We start from the raw sequence: 14,505 nt of genomic DNA, 5'->3' as shown, positions 1-14,505 counted from the left end.
AGGTCCGCAACTACTTGTTGGCAAATTGCTGGATTCGTCGAGCCTCTCAAAAAGGCAATGGGCGAGCCAATTATAGCCGACCGTCCTGCTGTAACTCTCTACGTAAGCTTTTGCTCGGGCGCACGAACTTGATGAAATCGCTTGAGCAGTGATAACGAGAGGCGAATCTCGGCTCGGATGAAGGAAGTCAATATGACCAAAGCGCACACAAGGCGACGGTGGAAGACTATCGCCTTCCCTACAATCCATGGATGGGGCGCTATGAGCACTAAAATTTGTTCTTGCCTGTGCCTGATGTCTTAGCAAGTCTACGCTCTTTTCGCCTTTTTGCGTTCGATTGCTCGCTGCGTTTGTACTGGAATTTTCAGAAGCGCAGATAGCTGTTGCTTTTCTCGAAAACCGATTGGGAACATATAAACATATTGAACGGCCATATCCTTTAGGATCCGAACGCAAACAGGATTGTTCTTCACACTTTCGTATGTGTCAGCAAGCTTGGGAATGTCGAGCTTTCGAGTAAATTGGAAGGCGATAGATTGATTAAGCAGCGTAATGGCGGGCGATGCAGATTCACCACCGAGGTGGGAGTAAATCTCAGCAGCTTCCTTCGATCCGATTGACATCGCAGTCTTACGAATAACTCCATTAATCACACCATAAGTCAATGCCACAAAGTGATTTTTTGCCAATGCTTCAATTTGCTCATTACTAAGTTCGGGGTTTGTGTTTAAATTAGAAGCCACATACTTAATAACTTCGGTTTTTGCAGCATCGGACACATCGATAAAGAACGTTAAAAAACGGAGTCCAGTGAATGCGCCTTGTTTCGCCAGATTCAAAAGATTTGATTTTGGCAGCGTGGCGTGGCGGTTGCGAATTATCTGGCCAGCTAACTCCATTCCCTTGAATGTTTTATTGATATTTGCTGGAAGATCATTTAACAGTGAGTTTTTTGTTTCAACGCTGAGATTCGCCTCAATCTTGTCAGTGGACAGTTCTGCTTTCTCGATTTTGTCTAAGGACAGGTTATGTTTTTCACGTTCCTCGCGGATTTCTCGCTGCTCAAGCACCAGATCTGGTATTTGCGCAATGAATTCTTGCATAAAACCAGTCTGGTCTCTAGATAATGTTGCAGCTGCATGCCCGGAAAACAGGGACTGCAATGCGTCATCAATTTTGTCAAGGACCCACTTTTCTTTAGTGTGGTGGGTGACAAACACTAAGATGTTTGCATAATCTTCTCGGTGAAGATTTTCAATTAAATTATCTAATTCTTTTCTCGTCACTTCATCGGCTGAGTATGGTTCGGCAATTTTCTTGGCGACGAAGAAATAAAACAAATAAGGATACTTAAACTGGACCTTATAATCACGTTCATGCAAAATCGAGTTACCTTTAAGCTTCTCAATCATCGATGCGCCATCGACGGAAAGGTAGGTTTGCTCGTATCGACTAAAAAAATGCTCAAGTCCGACGTGATTAATTCCGTCTTGGTTTCGATGCAATTCCCAGGACAACTCAGTTAAGACATTAAGATAGGTGTCAAATTCCTTCTTCGGAATTTTAGCATTATCAAAAGACTGGTAGATCAGCTGTTGATAACAATGTCCATAAGAGGAGAGATCAAGATTTTGCTGCGAACCAGCCTCAAACATCTGAAGCATCATTAGGATATAAAGCGGCTTTGCAGGTACGATATTTTTACGAATAACCGCGTCTAGTTTCTCTTTAATCTCATCGCATTGATCATAGAGTTCGTGCTCGGAAATAGACTCCTCTACTCCTAACGAAACCCATTTTTCAACCAACTCAGATCGCTTAACGTGACCAAGTCCTAGCAACTCATAGTTTGAGTACTCGTCAAGAGCGTCAATTTCCGATAGTAAATATGTGAAAGATGCGCTACAGGTGGCAATGACATGTTCGAAATAAGCATTCACGTCCCTAAGGAGGCTTTCGCGAAAACGTTCATTCAGTCTAATCTCATTGATATTGTCGAGAAGTAGAACGCGATTAGGCGAAGCTAGAAGTTCATCCAGCGCGATGCCAGTGTATTGTTCGATCAGTGCCTTGTGAAGATACTTCTCAAGATCAGCATTTGTGATTACCGCCGCGTCAATATACACGACGGGCGCTCCTCGAAAAGCAAAGTGAGCGAAGGCATGTTTTAACAGTGAAGTTTTGCCTTGCTGCTCCTCGCCAGAGATAACGTATCGCCCGACTTCGCTAAGCGCGTGAGACGTGCTCTTGATGACCAGGTCTTCATTGCGGGAAGCCGCGGCCTGCTCCATGTCAAGTGCAACATAAATCTCACTTAAGTAGATTTTGTTAACTCGGCGATGTGATAACGCGACCTCGGTGTCATCGAGCCACTGTAGAGTTACATCATTTACTTTTTTTTGATTTGTATCAGTGGGGTCGATGACCGAAGGTGGTTTTGGCGTAAATTGCGCAAGGCGTTGCTTAATACCTTGCACAACGTTAAGCCACCCCTCATCTTGGTCGACCCATTTAGCAATTGGAAGTGCATCTTTCGGCAGGCCTTGAAACGCCCCAAGTTCACTAGACGTCCAGTCACAGGAACGCACAATAATTGGAATTAGCTGCGCGCTACCTTCAGCATGCTTAGCTAGTGCGCGTTTGAATTCGATATCGAAGCAATACTCAGAAGCAAGAAAGCTTGAACTCACAACAAAGAGAATTAGCTGAGCTTCTTCAAGGTTTTTGGATATCTGACCCTTCCAGTCATCGCCAGCAACAATTTGACGATCATGCCATTCACTGATCAGCTTGTTACGCTTGAGCATGCTTAAATGCTCATTCAAAGATTCTTTGAACTGCTCATCCTTATGTGAATAGCTGATGAAAACTTTGATTTGCATGACGTTCAACTCTGCGTGGATAAATAAACAGGGTTGTTACCACGGCTCTACACAAATAGTCTTCAAGAATCTAAGTTACACATTCTCTATGAAAGTAAAGCGAGAGACCAGTAAAAATACTTGTCATAATGAAAATTACATTACTTCTTTGAATCAAGAATTTATCGAACTTGATTTTGGTAACTGAATGTTGTAGCAGAGAAATTTATAAGTGATAAATAAAAAGGCCCGCGTATAGCGGGCCAAAAAACAGCAGTAGATACGCCCGACGGTTCTTAGCGAATCACCTGCGTGTCAATGTACGGTTGTTTCCAACTTTCCAGAATGATGCGGGCACCGGTAGTTAAAACCGGCAAGGCAAGCTTACGCCATGTTCTGGTTCACGAATTCCCAGTTAGCCACATTCCAGAACGCATCCAGGAACTTGGCGCGAGCGTTGCGGTAGTCGATGTAGTAGGCGTGTTCCCAGACGTCGGCGGTCAGCAGCGGCTTGTCGGTGGTGGTCAGCGGGGTGCCGGCGTTCGAGGTGTTGACGATGTCGACGCTGCCGTCGGTCTTCTGCACCAGCCAGGTCCAGCCCGAGCCGAAGTTGCCCAGTGCCGACTTGTTGAACTCTTCGCGGAACTTGTCGAACGAGCCCCACTTGGCGTTGATGGCGTCCGCCACCTTGCCGGTCGGCGCGCCGCCGCCGTTCGGCGACATGCAGTTCCAGAAGAAGGTGTGGTTCCACACCTGGGCCGAGTTGTTGAACACGCCGCCCGAGGACTTCTGGATGATCTCTTCCAGGGACATGTTTTCGTACTCGGTCCCCTTGATCATGTTGTTCAGGTTGGTCACATAGGTCTGGTGGTGCTTGCCGTGGTGGTATTCCAGGGTCTCGGCCGAGATGTGCGGCTGCAGGGCGTCCTTGGCATATGGCAGTGCTGGCAGTTGATGTTCCATGTTCTATTCCTCGTATTCAGGTTGGACGGGTTTTGTTCCAGAGCGCCGTTATTCTAAACCGGATGCCGCGATGTTGCATGTCTGGCTTCTTTTCAAGGCAATTATTCCAATACGCTTTGCACGCTGGACACGACAATCTCGGCAGTGCCGCCGGCAAGCCGCACGCTCAGCTTGTTGCGCGCCTTGACCTGGGCCGGGTCGCGCAGCACCTCGCCCTTTACGTTGCGCACGATCGCATAGCCGCGCTCGAGCGTGCGTTGCGGGTTCAGCAGCTCCAGCTGGGACGCCAGCCCATTCAGGGCGTCGCGCCGGCCCTTGACCGCGTTGCACAGGCTGGTGTTCAGGTGGCGCCCGTCGGACTGCAAGCGCGCGCGCAGGGCGCGCATGTCGGGGCGGTGGCGCATCCAGCGCTGCTGCAGCTGGGCCAGCACCAGGTTCTGGCGGTTGACCGGCGTGCGCGCAGCGTGGGTGAGCGCGGCCGCCATCGACAGCAGTTTCACGCGCTGGTGCCGGATCTGGGCCGAGGGACTGAGAAGGCGCCGGCTATAGCCGTCCAGGCCCTGGCTGGCTTCGGACAGGCTGCGGCGCATCGCGCGGCGCAGGTCGCCGGCATCTCCCGAGAGCGACGCGAGCCAGTCGGCGCGCGGGGTGGCGGCCAGCTCGGCCGCGGCGGTCGGGGTGGCGGCACGCACGTCGGCGGCGAAGTCGGCAATGGTGACATCGGTCTCGTGGCCGACGCCCGAGATCACGGGAATGGCGCAGGCGTCGATGGCGCGCGCTACGACTTCCTCGTTGAAGCTCCACAGGTCTTCGATCGAGCCGCCGCCGCGGCAGACCAGCAGCACGTCGGCTTCCTGGCGCCGTGATGCGGTCGTGATTGCTTCGGCGATCTTGTCGGCGGCGAACTGGCCCTGCACCGGGGCAGGGTAGAGGATCACCCGCACGTGCGGCACGCGCCGGCGCAGGGCGGTCAGAACGTCGCGCAGGGCCGCGGCCTGCGGGCTGGTAACGATGCCGATGGTGCGCGGGAACAGCGGCAGCGCACGCTTGCGCTCCGGATCGAACAGGCCCTGGGCCTGGAGCTTTTCCTTGAGCCTCAGGAAGGATTCGTAGAGCTGGCCGACGCCGGCGCGGCGGATGGTCTCGACATTGATCTGGTAGTCGCCGCGGGCGCCATACAGGGTGACCAGCGCGCGTACCTCGACCTTGTCGCCTTCGCGCGGATTGAAGCCGGCGTACTGCGCGCGGCTGCGAAACATGACGGCGCGCACCTGGGCGGCATCGTCTTTCAGTGTGAAATACCAGTGGCCGGAACTGGCGCGCGTGAAGTTGGAAATTTCACCGCTGATCCAGGCCAGTGGAAAACTCCGTTCGAGCAGGCGCGCCACCTGCTGGTTCAGCGCCGTCACGGTCATGACAGCTGGGGCGGCATAGGCGGGGTCGGCGTCGCTTCTGGTTTCCATAGTTGTTCGCTGCGTGGTAAAGCTGATGCTTATGTCATATCTGGGCGAAAACGACAAGGGCCGGGGCAGGCGTGCGCGAGGCCGACCACCAACTGCGGTGCGATGTCTTGTTGCCAATTTTCAATGCATTCTATTGAATCGCTTTGAAATCAATGGCTTGCAAGACGGTCTTCGGCCATCCACACGACTTTATCCACAAAATCTGTGGGCAACTCCTTTGCATGACAAGGCGGTAGGCCAGCGTGCTTAAAAATGACGCTAGGAAATTTTGTTGTGTCATATCAAGGGCTTAAGCGATAAGCGGGGCGTTTGCACACAATTTTGTCCACAAAAAGTGTGCACAACAAACGCGGCCGGCGCAGCCGGCGGCGCCCGGTGCACTTGCATCTTTCGAAGGCAGTCGGGTTTGATCCTTTAAGAATCAATGACTTGGAGTGGCGTGTACATGATTCATCACATCCTTATCCACAAAAAATGTGCAGATGTGAATTTTCTATGCCGCTCATCTGCTGGAGCCAAATATCGCATGCATGAACGGCCAAAATTGCACATAAGCCCTTGATATATTGCTGAGTGATGAAATTTTGTGCAGATTTATATTTTTGTTTTAGATCAAGCACTTAGAATGCAAAAAAGACCCTTGCTCACATTTTTGTCCACAAAAAGTGTGAGGAACCGCACGGTGAGATGCGAGTGATGACAAGACACCACACTGCCTATTTTTTTCGCTAAGGAAATTTAATGAAGAAAATCATAGGCTTAGCGTCGCCCGCAGGCCATTGCGCACAATTTTGTCCACAGAATTTGTTCGTAACTGGGAATGGTTGAGCTAGATCAAACCCGCCATCCACAACGCGAGTTCGCTTAAGGCATCTGTATCTGACACGTGCTGTTTTCTTGCGCAAGCTCAATTTATCCTTTGGAATCAACGGCTTTCGTCCCTGGCAAGCGTCTTGCACACATTTTTATCCACAGAAGATGTGCAGAACTGGGCGCGGACTGCACTTGCCGCCCTGCTGGCAACTTGTTACATTGCTGGATTGAATTCTTACCTCAGGAGTTGCTCTTGCTCGCCATTTTCCAAGCTGCAGGCTGGCCCATCTGGCTGTTGCTGGTCGCCTCGATCGTTGCCGTCGCCCTGATCGTGGAACGCCTCCTCTACCTGCGCCGCGAGAAGATCCTCCCGAAGCAACTGCTGGATGACGTCATCCGTGTCTACCGCAGCGGCAAGGTCACGCCGGACGTGGTCGACAAGCTCGAGCACAATTCGCCGCTCGGCACCGTGCTGGCCGCGGCGCTGCGCAATGTCGATGCCCCGCGCGACGTCATGAAGGAATCCATCGAGGAAGCCGGCCGCGGCGTCGCCCACGGCCTGGAGCGCTTCCTGACCACCCTCGGCACCATCGCTTCGCTCGCTCCGCTGATGGGCCTGTTCGGCACCGTGGTCGGCATGATCGAGATCTTCGGCGCGCAAAGCCCGACCGGCAACAACCCGGCCCAGCTGGCCCACGGCATCTCGGTGGCCCTGTACAACACCGGTTTCGGCCTGGCCATCGCCATGCCGGCCCTGGTGTTCTACCGCCACTTCCGTTCGTCCGTGGACAGCTTCATCGTCGAGATGGAACTGCAGGCCGTGAAATTCGTCGACGTCGTGCACGGGACCCGCAAATGATGAACTTCCGCCGCGGCCGCCAGCGCGAGGAGCCGGAGATCAACCTGATCCCCTTCATCGACGTGCTGCTGGTCGTCCTGATCTTCCTGATGGTGTCGACCACCTACAGCAAGTTCACCGAACTGCAGATCACGCTGCCGACCGCCGACGCCGACAAGGTGCAGGAGCGGCCCTTCGAGATCAATGTCACCATCGACGCCAAGGGCAACTACACGGTGAACAATGTGCCGGTGTCCTTCCATAGCGTGGCCGGCCTGGCCGACGACCTCAGGAGTGCGGCCCGCAGCGGCGGTCCGGGCGGGCAGCCGGCCAACGACCCGGTCGTCATCGTCAATGCCGACCAGTTCGCCATGCACCAGATGGTGATCAACGTGCTGGAAGCGGCGCGCGTGGCCGGCTACGACAAGCTGACTTTTGCTGCCCAGACCGCAACGAAAAAATAAGCAATAACAAGGCGGGCCCGGCTCGGCCTGGCCCGCTCTCCCATGGCATCTCCCAAGCTCGAATCGACCCTCACCCGCGCCTGGCTGCGCCGCGGCCCCCTGGCCCTGGCGCTGCTGCCGCTCGCGCTGCTGTTCCGCCTGTTGGCCGGCCTGCGCACGCTGCTGTACCGGCTTGGCCTGAAGAAAAGCGAACGCCTGCCGGTGCCCGTCATCGTGGTCGGCAATATCTTTATTGGCGGGACCGGCAAGACGCCGCTGACGATCTGGCTGGCCGAGGCGCTGTGCGGCGCCGGCCTGCGTCCCGGCGTGATCTCGCGCGGTCATGGCGGCGCCGAATCGGCGCCGCGCGAAGTCACACCGCAGTCCAATCCGGCCGACGTCGGCGACGAGCCGCTTCTCATCGCCGCGCGCACCGGCTGCCCGGTGGTGGTCGGACGCAAGCGCGCCGAGGCGGGCAGGGCGCTGCTGGCCGCGCACCCGGAAGTCGACGTGATCATCACCGACGACGGCCTGCAGCACTATGCGCTGGCGCGCGACGTGGAGATCGTCCTGTTCGACGGCCGCGGCGTCGGCAATGGCTGGCTGCTGCCGGCCGGCCCGCTGCGCGAACCGCCGGCGCGCCGGCGCGACTTCACGGTGGTGAACGCGCCCGAGATCACGCCGGCATTGGCAGGCGCCGTCGGCGGCCGGCCGTTCCGGATGGCGCTGTCGGGCGACTTCGCCGAGCCCTTGCTGCGGCCCGAAGCCTGCGTGCCGCTGGCGCGCCTGAAGGGTAGGCGCATCGTGGCGGCCGCCGGGATCGGCAACCCGGGCCGCTTCTTCGCCATGCTGCGCGGCGCCGGCCTGGCGTTCAGCGAGCTGCCGCTGCCCGACCACCACGACTTCCTCGACCGGCCTTTCGAACGCGTCGACGCCGATGTCATCCTGATCACGGAGAAGGATGCAGTAAAATGTCGGCAACTTGATAACCTGAAGGACGACCCGCGGCTGTGGGTCGTGCCGGTGACGGCGCGGATCGATCCCGCGCTGGCCGAACAAATCGTGGAGAAATGTCGTGGACGCTCGACTGCTTGATATCCTGGTCTGCCCGCTGTGCAAGGGCCCACTCCAGTACGACAAGAAGGCCCAGGAACTGATTTGCAGTCCGGACCGCCTTGCCTACCCAATTCGCGACGGGATCCCGATCATGTGGGCCGACCAGGCGCGCAAGATCGCACCCGTTTGACGCATTGACCATGACATTCACCGTCATCATTCCGGCACGCCTTGGCTCGACCCGCCTGCCGAACAAGCCGCTCGCCGACCTCGGCGGCAAGCCGATGGTGGTGCGCGTGGCCGAACGCGCGCGCGCGTCGGGAGCAAGCCGCATCATCGTCGCGACCGATCACGCGGATATCCTGGCGGCCTGCGAAGCCCACGGCATCGAAGCCTGCATGACCCGCGCCGACCATCCGTCGGGCACCGACCGCATCGCCGAAGTCGCGCACACGCTGGGCCTGGCGCCGAACGAGGTCGTGGTCAACCTGCAGGGCGACGAACCGCTGATCGACCCGAGCCTGCTGGCGGCCTGCGCCGCGCGCATCGTCGATGGCGTGCCGATGGCTACCGTGGCCCACCCGATCCTGGATGCCGCCGAGGCGTTCAACCCCAACGTGGTCAAGGTGGTGCTCGACAGGGAGGGCAGGGCGCTGTACTTCTCGCGCGCCACCATTCCGTGGGACCGCGATGCCTTTGCGCTGTCGAAGGAGACACTGCCCGTCGGCTACGCGCCGCTGCGGCACGTCGGTCTTTACGCCTACAGCAATGCTTTCCTGCAGGCCTACCCGGCACTGGAACGTTCGCCGCTCGAAACCATCGAGGCGCTGGAACAGTTGCGCGTGCTGTGGCATGGCGTCCCGATCGCCGTGCACATCACCGACCGTGCCCCGCCCGCCGGCGTCGACACCTCGGACGACCTGGAGCGCGTACGCCGCCACTACGCTGCCTGAAGCTGTTTTTGTGCATCTGCGCGACATCAAAACCGACCGGGGCACCCCCCGGGGGTTGGCGTAAAAGCTGCCTTTTGTGGTAACTTTCGTATCAAGTAGCCAGATATGCATCAAGCGACGTCGTTCGCTAACATAAAAATTATCAACATCCTCTAAGAATCTAGGAAACTCATGCGTCTCATTCTGTTAGGAGCACCCGGCGCCGGCAAGGGCACCCAGGCAAACTACATCAAGGAAAAGTTCAACATTCCCCAGATTTCCACCGGTGACATGCTGCGTGCCGCAATCAAGGCCGGAACCGAACTGGGCCTGGCTGCCAAGAAGGTGATGGATGCGGGCCAGCTGGTGTCCGACGACATCATCATCGGCCTGGTGAAAGAGCGCCTGAAAGAGACCGATTGCGCCAACGGCTACCTGTTCGACGGCTTCCCGCGCACCATCGCGCAGGCGGACGCCATGAAGGACAGCGGCGTGAACATCGACTACGTGCTGGAAATCGACGTGCCGGACGAGCTGATCGTCGAGCGCATGTCGGGCCGCCGCACCCACGCCGCCTCGGGCCGCGTGTACCACACCAAGTTCAATCCGCCGAAGGCTGACGGCATCGACGACGTCACCGGCGAGCCGCTGGTGCAGCGCGACGACGACAAGGAAGAAACCGTCCTGAAGCGCCTGTCCGTGTACCACAACCAGACCGAAGTGCTGCTCGGCTACTACAACAAGTGGGCCCAGTCCGGCCTGCCAGGCGCGCCGAAGTACCGCAAGATTTCGGGCGTCGGCCCGGTCGAGCAGGTGCGCGATGCGGCTTTCGCGGCACTGTCCGAGTAAACACTCAGCAACTTGATCGAACGGCCCCGCGGGGCCGTTTTCAATTCTGACGCTCTCCGTAGGGTGGGCGGGTCTCCCGCCCACGCGTTCAAATTGCGCTAATGCTGCCTGCGCGCCTAATTAAATCCCAACCATCACCGCGTGGGCGGCAAAGCCACCCACCCTACAAATACCGTTCAACAGCAGCAGTCAACGACTCGCGGTCGGAATCGCCTTCGTATTTTTCGCCGTTGATGAAGAAGCTCGGCGTCCCGCTCGCCCCCAGCGACTTCGCTTCTTCCGCCTGCGCCTGGATCCGATCGCGGTGCCTGCGCGTCGCCAACTCCTCGTCGACGCGCGCCCCATCCAGCCCCAGCTCTTGCGCCAGCAGCGGCAACTGCGCCGGCGCCATCTGCGCCTGGTGCGCGAACAGCGTGTCGTGCATTTCCCAGAACTTGCCTTGGGCGCCAGCCGCTTCCGCCGCCTCGGCCGCCGTCTCCGCATACGGGTGCATGCCAAGGGGCAGGTGCCGGTAGACCAGTGCGATACGATCGCCGTACTGCTCCTGCAGCCCGGCCAGCGTCGGATGGGCGCGTGCGCAGTAGGGGCACTGGAAATCCCCGTACTCGATGATGAGGACGTCGGCATCCGGTTTGCCGCGCAGGTGGTCGTGTTCCGTGATCTGCACTTCGCGCATTCCCGCTCCTGTGAATGTAGACGGCCTGATCTTCGCACGCTTGCCGGCCGCCACGCCGCCCGTTACCGCCCAACAATCATGTGAGGAATTGTTTCGCGTGCGCCGACCCGACGAACAGGGGCAGATAATGGACTGTCCACCATTCGAATCGCGTGAGGTGCAGCATGAGTCCCACCAAGTCCTTGATAGCCGTGCTGTTCGCGCTGGGTTCGGCGGCGGCGCTGGCGCAGCAGCAAGCGCAGCCGCCCACCGGCAAGCCGGTCTCCGACAGCGCCAGCTACGGCCCGGTACTGAATCCGCAGTCGAGCCCGGCGGTGCCGGCGCCACCCGCCGCCCAGGCCGCTGGCGAGGGCCGTCCGCAGGCGCAGGAAGAACGCGCCGGCCAGCCACCGGTGACCAGCAAGCAGAACGAAGTCGACCCATCGGCCCGTCCGGCGCCCGAGACCGTGCAGCCGCAAGCACCGCCGCAGGCGCCAACGCCACCCCTGCAGCCCAAGACCCAGCAGGAGCTTGAGGGCAAGCCGGAGCCCCAACAGCAAACCAGGAAACAGTCACAGCGCCGTCCGGGCGCGGTCCAGCAAATCGGCAGCACCCCGCGCATCGCCGCGCCGGCCCCGAGCTTGTCTCCGCGTGCGCCGGTGCCGGTGACGCCCAGCCCGGCAGGACCGCAATCGAGCCAGGCGGTGGGCTGCATGGGCAGTAGCTGCACCGACGCCAATGGCGCGACCTACAATGCCGGCGGCCCGGGCAACACTGCCGTCAGCAGCAGCGGCCGCCTGTGCACCACCAACGGCGCCAACATCCAGTGCCTTTGACGCAAACGAATAACCGAGCAGCACCTTGGGTGGTTTTTCTTGTCAAAAGTTCGCTACAATGCCGCTGTTTGACGTTTACGTTAACGTAACATAAGCGCGTAAAATAAGCGGCGCTTGAGACAGCGGCACTAGAACTTTTAAAAGGGAAAACCATGCAAATTCAGAACAATGTGTTCATCGTGACCGGCGGCGCTTCGGGCCTGGGCGCAGCTACGGCGCGCATGATCGCCGAAGCGGGCGGCAAGGTCGTCATCGCCGACGTACAGGTCGATGCCGGCACGGCCCTGGCCACCGAATTGAAAGGCCAGTTCGTCAAGTGCGACGTCACTTCGGAAGCTGACGGCCTGGCGGTCGTGGACGCCGCCGTCAAGCTGGGCACCCTGCGTGGCCTGGTCAACTGCGCCGGCGTGGCGCCGGCCGTCAAGACCGTCGGCAAGGACGGCCCGCATCCGCTGGACGCCTTCCAGCGCGCGGTGAACATCAACCTGGTCGGCACCTTCAACATGTGCCGCCTTGCGGCCGACGCCATGGGCAAGACCGAGGGTATGGAATACGGCGAGCGCGGCGTCATCATCAATACCGCCTCGGTCGCGGCCTTCGACGGCCAGATCGGCCAGGCCGCCTACGGCTCCTCGAAAGCGGCGGTGGCGGGCATGACCCTGCCGATGGCGCGCGACCTGGCGCGCAGCGGCATCCGCGTGATGACCATCGCCCCGGGCATTTTCGAGACCCCGATGCTGATGGGGATGCCGCAGGAAGTGCGCGACTCGCTCGGCAAGATGGTGCCGTTCCCGCCGCGCCTCGGCATGCCGAAGGAGTACGCGCACCTGGCCAAGGCCATCATCGAAAACGTGATGCTCAATGGCGAAACCATTCGCCTGGACGGTGCGATCCGCATGCAGCCGAAGTAAGCAGTCCTGAACGCCTCTGCCAATTGTTGTACGATTGGCGGATGTCGGGCGCGTGGCGCAAGCCGCGCGCCCGTTTTGCTTTCGGAGAGACGATTTGAAGAACACGAAGTTGCACAGCACCGTCCTGGCCTTGGCATTGGCCTTTACCACCCACCCGCTGCTGGCGCAGGACACCCGGCAAGCCGCCCCCGAAGCCGCCACCGGCTATGCCGAGAAGGCCGGCTGGCCCGCAAAGAACTATATGGTGGCAGCGGCCAATCCGCTGGCGGTGGATGCTGGCTACCGGATACTGAAGCAGGGCGGCAGCGCGATCGACGCCGCCATCGCCACCCAGCTGGTGCTGACCCTGGTCGAGCCGCAATCGTCCGGCATCGGCGGCGGCGCCTTCCTGGTGCATTATGATGGCCGCAAGACCCAGGCCTTCGACGGCCGCGAGACCGCGCCCTCGAAAGCCGACGAACGCCTGTTCCAGCGTCCGGACGGCACGCCGGTGTCGCGCACCGAGGGCGTGGTGGGCGGCCGCTCGACCGGCGCGCCGGGCGTGCTGCGCATGCTGGAACTGGCGCACCGCGAGCATGGCAAGTTGCCGTGGAAGGCCTTGTTCGCGCCGGCGATCAAGCTGTCCGAAGAAGGTTTCGCGGTCAGCCCGCGCCTGCACGCGCTGCTCTCCGGCGACGCCCACCTGCGCAAGGATCCTGAAGCGGCGCGCTACTTCTACGGCAACGGCGGCAAGCCCTGGCCGGTCGGTCATATCCTGAAGAATCCCGCGCTCGCCACGACCCTGCGCGAGATCGCCATTGGTGGCGCCGACGCTTTCTACAAGGGCCGCATCGCGCGCGACATCGCGGCGAAGGTAGCGGGACACCCGACCAATCCGGGCCTGCTCAGCGCCGCCGACATCGCCGCCTACCAGCCGAAGCTGCGCACGCCGGTCTGCAGCGATTATCGCGCCTATACGGTATGCGGCATGCCGCCGCCTTCGTCGGGCGGCATCGCCGTGGCCCAGATGCTGGGCATGTTCGAGACCATGGACATGAAGGCGCTCGCCCCAAGCAATGGCGTGCCGGGGCCGGAGGCGCTGCACGTGTTCAGCGAAGTAGGGCGCCTGGCCTACGCGGACCGCAACCGCTACGCCGCCGACACCGACTTCGTGCCGCTGCCGGGCCGCGGTGTGCCGAGCCTGATCGACAAGACCTACCTGTCGGCGCGCGCCAGGCTGCTCGGCCCGCGCTCGATGGGCGAAGCCCCGGCCGGCAAGCCGCCCGGCATGGAAATGGCCTGGATGTGGGGCAAGGACAATGCCATCGAAACCCCGTCCACCTCGCACGTGGCGGTGGTCGACGGATTCGGCGCGGGCCTGGCCATGACCACCACCATCGAAGACGCCTTCGGCTCGCGCCAGATGGTGAACGGCTTCATCCTCAACAACCAGCTCACCGATTTCTCCTTCGCGTCACGTGACGCCGACGGCCCGATCGCCAACCGCGTGGAAGCCGGCAAGCGCCCGCGCAGCGCGATGTCGCCGACCGTGGTGTTCGACCGCGAGACCGGCAAGCTGGTGCTCGCGGTCGGTTCGCCCGGCGGCCCGGCCATCATCAACTACGTCGCCAAGGTACTGGTCGGGACGCTCGACTGGGGCCTGAACGTGCAGGAAGCGATTTCGCTGCCCAACTTCGGCAGCCGCAACGGCCCGACCGAACTCGAAGTGGGGCGCTTCCCGTCCACCACCATCGAGGCGCTGAACGCGCGCGGCCACAAGGTACGCCTTGGCGAGCAGACCTCGGGCCTGCACGGCATCCAGCGCATCGAGGTGCATGGCGTGCCGCTGTGGTATGGCGGGGCCGACCCGCGCCGTGAAGGTGTCGCGAAAGGCGACTGAATCCGC

The 14,505-nt window shown here is 59.7% G+C and carries 13 protein-coding genes; 9 read left to right on the top strand and 4 right to left on the bottom strand.

The features are described 5' to 3' along the window. Positions 1 to 308: 308 nt before the first annotated feature. The 3 genes from AC56LU_RS15800 to xseA all read right to left on the bottom strand — a co-directional run bounded on the left by AC56LU_RS15800 (position 309) and on the right by xseA (position 5,287). The gene (locus AC56LU_RS15800; protein WP_497176566.1) at positions 309 to 2,882 is read right to left on the bottom strand and encodes a TIR domain-containing protein; all 2,574 of its coding nucleotides are present in this window, start codon (positions 2,880 to 2,882) and stop codon (positions 309 to 311) included. Positions 2,883 to 3,245: 363 nt separating this feature from the next. Beyond that, positions 3,246 to 3,824 (bottom strand): superoxide dismutase, encoded by a 579-nt coding sequence (locus AC56LU_RS15795; protein WP_497176565.1) that lies wholly within the window; start codon positions 3,822 to 3,824, stop codon positions 3,246 to 3,248. Between the two features lie 101 nt (positions 3,825 to 3,925). Next, entirely contained in the window at positions 3,926 to 5,287 is a 1,362-nt protein-coding gene (gene xseA / locus AC56LU_RS15790) for an exodeoxyribonuclease VII large subunit (RefSeq protein ID WP_497176564.1), read from the bottom strand. A gap of 1,066 nt (positions 5,288 to 6,353) precedes the next feature. Between xseA and AC56LU_RS15785 the strand changes: the two genes are divergently transcribed. The 6 genes from AC56LU_RS15785 to adk all read left to right on the top strand — a co-directional run bounded on the left by AC56LU_RS15785 (position 6,354) and on the right by adk (position 10,218). Then, positions 6,354 to 6,959 (top strand): MotA/TolQ/ExbB proton channel family protein, encoded by a 606-nt coding sequence (locus tag AC56LU_RS15785; RefSeq protein WP_497176563.1) that lies wholly within the window; start codon positions 6,354 to 6,356, stop codon positions 6,957 to 6,959. Beyond that, positions 6,959 to 7,402, top strand: coding sequence for an ExbD/TolR family protein (locus AC56LU_RS15780; RefSeq protein WP_497176702.1), 444 nt, complete (start codon positions 6,959 to 6,961; stop codon positions 7,400 to 7,402). The genes AC56LU_RS15785 and AC56LU_RS15780 overlap by 1 nt, the downstream gene beginning before the upstream one ends. A gap of 42 nt (positions 7,403 to 7,444) precedes the next feature. Then, positions 7,445 to 8,476: a tetraacyldisaccharide 4'-kinase gene (gene lpxK / locus AC56LU_RS15775; protein WP_497176562.1), complete on the top strand. Its 1,032-nt coding sequence runs from the start codon at positions 7,445 to 7,447 to the stop codon at positions 8,474 to 8,476. Next, positions 8,457 to 8,627, top strand: coding sequence for a Trm112 family protein (locus tag AC56LU_RS15770; protein WP_497176561.1), 171 nt, complete (start codon positions 8,457 to 8,459; stop codon positions 8,625 to 8,627). Before lpxK ends, AC56LU_RS15770 begins: the two co-directional genes overlap by 20 nt. 10 nt (positions 8,628 to 8,637) lie before the next feature. Continuing rightward, the gene (gene kdsB / locus AC56LU_RS15765) at positions 8,638 to 9,390 is read left to right on the top strand and encodes a 3-deoxy-manno-octulosonate cytidylyltransferase (RefSeq protein WP_497176560.1); all 753 of its coding nucleotides are present in this window, start codon (positions 8,638 to 8,640) and stop codon (positions 9,388 to 9,390) included. 171 nt (positions 9,391 to 9,561) lie between these two features. Continuing rightward, positions 9,562 to 10,218, top strand: a complete 657-nt coding sequence (gene adk, locus AC56LU_RS15760) for an adenylate kinase (RefSeq protein ID WP_497176559.1) — start codon at positions 9,562 to 9,564, stop codon at positions 10,216 to 10,218. Positions 10,219 to 10,381: 163 nt separating this feature from the next. Here adk and AC56LU_RS15755 read toward each other — a convergent pair whose 3' ends face one another. Continuing rightward, positions 10,382 to 10,894, bottom strand: coding sequence for a DsbA family protein (locus AC56LU_RS15755; protein ID WP_497176558.1), 513 nt, complete (start codon positions 10,892 to 10,894; stop codon positions 10,382 to 10,384). A 164-nt stretch (positions 10,895 to 11,058) separates the two neighbouring features. Between AC56LU_RS15755 and AC56LU_RS15750 the strand changes: the two genes are divergently transcribed. The 3 genes from AC56LU_RS15750 (at position 11,059) to ggt (ending at position 14,499) form a co-directional block, all read left to right on the top strand. After that, a complete protein-coding gene (locus AC56LU_RS15750; protein WP_497176557.1) occupies positions 11,059 to 11,709 on the top strand; it encodes a hypothetical protein in 651 nt (216 codons plus the stop codon). Between the two features lie 152 nt (positions 11,710 to 11,861). Next, the gene (locus AC56LU_RS15745) at positions 11,862 to 12,620 is read left to right on the top strand and encodes a 3-hydroxyacyl-CoA dehydrogenase (RefSeq protein WP_497176556.1); all 759 of its coding nucleotides are present in this window, start codon (positions 11,862 to 11,864) and stop codon (positions 12,618 to 12,620) included. Positions 12,621 to 12,714: 94 nt separating this feature from the next. Next, a complete protein-coding gene (gene ggt, locus AC56LU_RS15740; RefSeq protein WP_497176555.1) occupies positions 12,715 to 14,499 on the top strand; it encodes a gamma-glutamyltransferase in 1,785 nt (594 codons plus the stop codon). The last annotated feature ends 6 nt before the right edge of the window (positions 14,500 to 14,505 follow it).

The sequence above is a fragment of the Telluria sp. PB2R4 genome (assembly GCF_059685695.1).
The sequence above is the reverse complement of the archived record's forward strand: the minus strand, read 5'-3'. Positions and strand labels throughout refer to the sequence as shown.

What these genes read in the sequence shown, in the direction of transcription:
- lpxK (WP_497176562.1), top strand. Translation starts at nt 7,445, where the DNA reads ATGGCATCTCCCAAGCTCGAATCGACCCTCACCCGCGCCTGGCTGCGC.
- AC56LU_RS15780 (WP_497176702.1), top strand. Translation starts at nt 6,959, where the DNA reads ATGAACTTCCGCCGCGGCCGCCAGCGCGAGGAGCCGGAGATCAACCTG.
- AC56LU_RS15755 (WP_497176558.1), bottom strand. Translation starts at nt 10,894, where the DNA reads ATGCGCGAAGTGCAGATCACGGAACACGACCACCTGCGCGGCAAACCG.
- AC56LU_RS15795 (WP_497176565.1), bottom strand. Translation starts at nt 3,824, where the DNA reads ATGGAACATCAACTGCCAGCACTGCCATATGCCAAGGACGCCCTGCAG.
- kdsB (WP_497176560.1), top strand. Translation starts at nt 8,638, where the DNA reads ATGACATTCACCGTCATCATTCCGGCACGCCTTGGCTCGACCCGCCTG.
- AC56LU_RS15800 (WP_497176566.1), bottom strand. Translation starts at nt 2,882, where the DNA reads ATGCAAATCAAAGTTTTCATCAGCTATTCACATAAGGATGAGCAGTTC.
- AC56LU_RS15750 (WP_497176557.1), top strand. Translation starts at nt 11,059, where the DNA reads ATGAGTCCCACCAAGTCCTTGATAGCCGTGCTGTTCGCGCTGGGTTCG.
- xseA (WP_497176564.1), bottom strand. Translation starts at nt 5,287, where the DNA reads ATGGAAACCAGAAGCGACGCCGACCCCGCCTATGCCGCCCCAGCTGTC.
- adk (WP_497176559.1), top strand. Translation starts at nt 9,562, where the DNA reads ATGCGTCTCATTCTGTTAGGAGCACCCGGCGCCGGCAAGGGCACCCAG.
- AC56LU_RS15745 (WP_497176556.1), top strand. Translation starts at nt 11,862, where the DNA reads ATGCAAATTCAGAACAATGTGTTCATCGTGACCGGCGGCGCTTCGGGC.